Here is a 765-nt window from a genome sequence, read left to right on the forward strand (position 1 = left end):
TGGGCTGCTCGGAGCCTCCGGCGCCCATAGGCGATCTGGAAACGCCCCCGAGTGGACGGGCTCGGACGAACCAGGATCGGAACCTGCTGACCGTTCTCCGAAATCGACTTCACCAGCTCGTCGAACGCCGGATCGATATCGATGGGAATGCGGTCGGCAACTGGCGAGTGGTCAATTACTTCCGGCTCGACCTCGACGACCACGTCACCTTTTTCCAACTGCTCCTGAAGACGCGTCGCGAGCTTTGCGCCATCGGTCATCTGTTTAAGGGACGCCCCCATTGCACCGATCGCGCCGCTTCGGACCCGCTCCGAGGGCTTTTCAGCTTCGCCCGCAGCCGGCTGTCTCTTCTTAAGATAGAGCGTTTCGATCGCGTCTTTGCGGCTCATAGCGCACCACCTGATTCAGCCATTGCCGGCGCGGGGCAGGGGACATGTTGGGAGCTCCCAACAGCGGATGTCCGGCCACTCCCCTCGGCTATCCATGGAACTCTGTTGGGAGCTCCCAACAGGACACTCGCTCTGCCTGGCCACACTCTCATGATCGCCCCCATGCCAGTTTGACTAGGCTCTCAATCTCACCATTGACCGCTGTCAGTGATTCCATCGCGCGATCGTATGTCGTGCGCGTGAGGCTGCCCGGACCGATCTCGTAGAGGGTCTGCTTCGTCAGGCCGGCATCCGAAATGGCGGCTGATTTCACCATTGGGTTAGTCAGAACGTGATCCTCAAAAAGATTCCGAAGCAACGCCACGACCTTGGTTTG

1 protein-coding gene and 1 pseudogene are annotated in these 765 nt (G+C 59.9%); both read right to left on the minus strand.

From position 1 onward, the window contains the following. The coding region (locus NYR58_RS20475) for a ParB N-terminal domain-containing protein (RefSeq protein ID WP_261522956.1) at nt 1-389 on the minus strand (389 nt) is incomplete at its 3' end. Nucleotides 390-537: 148 nt separating this feature from the next. Then, a pseudogene (locus tag NYR58_RS20480) lies at nt 538-765 on the minus strand (plasmid partitioning protein RepA); the annotation flags it as partial.

Origin of the sequence: Chelativorans intermedius, from assembly GCF_025398255.1 — a bacterium.
Classification (GTDB): domain Bacteria; phylum Pseudomonadota; class Alphaproteobacteria; order Rhizobiales; family Rhizobiaceae; genus Chelativorans; species Chelativorans intermedius.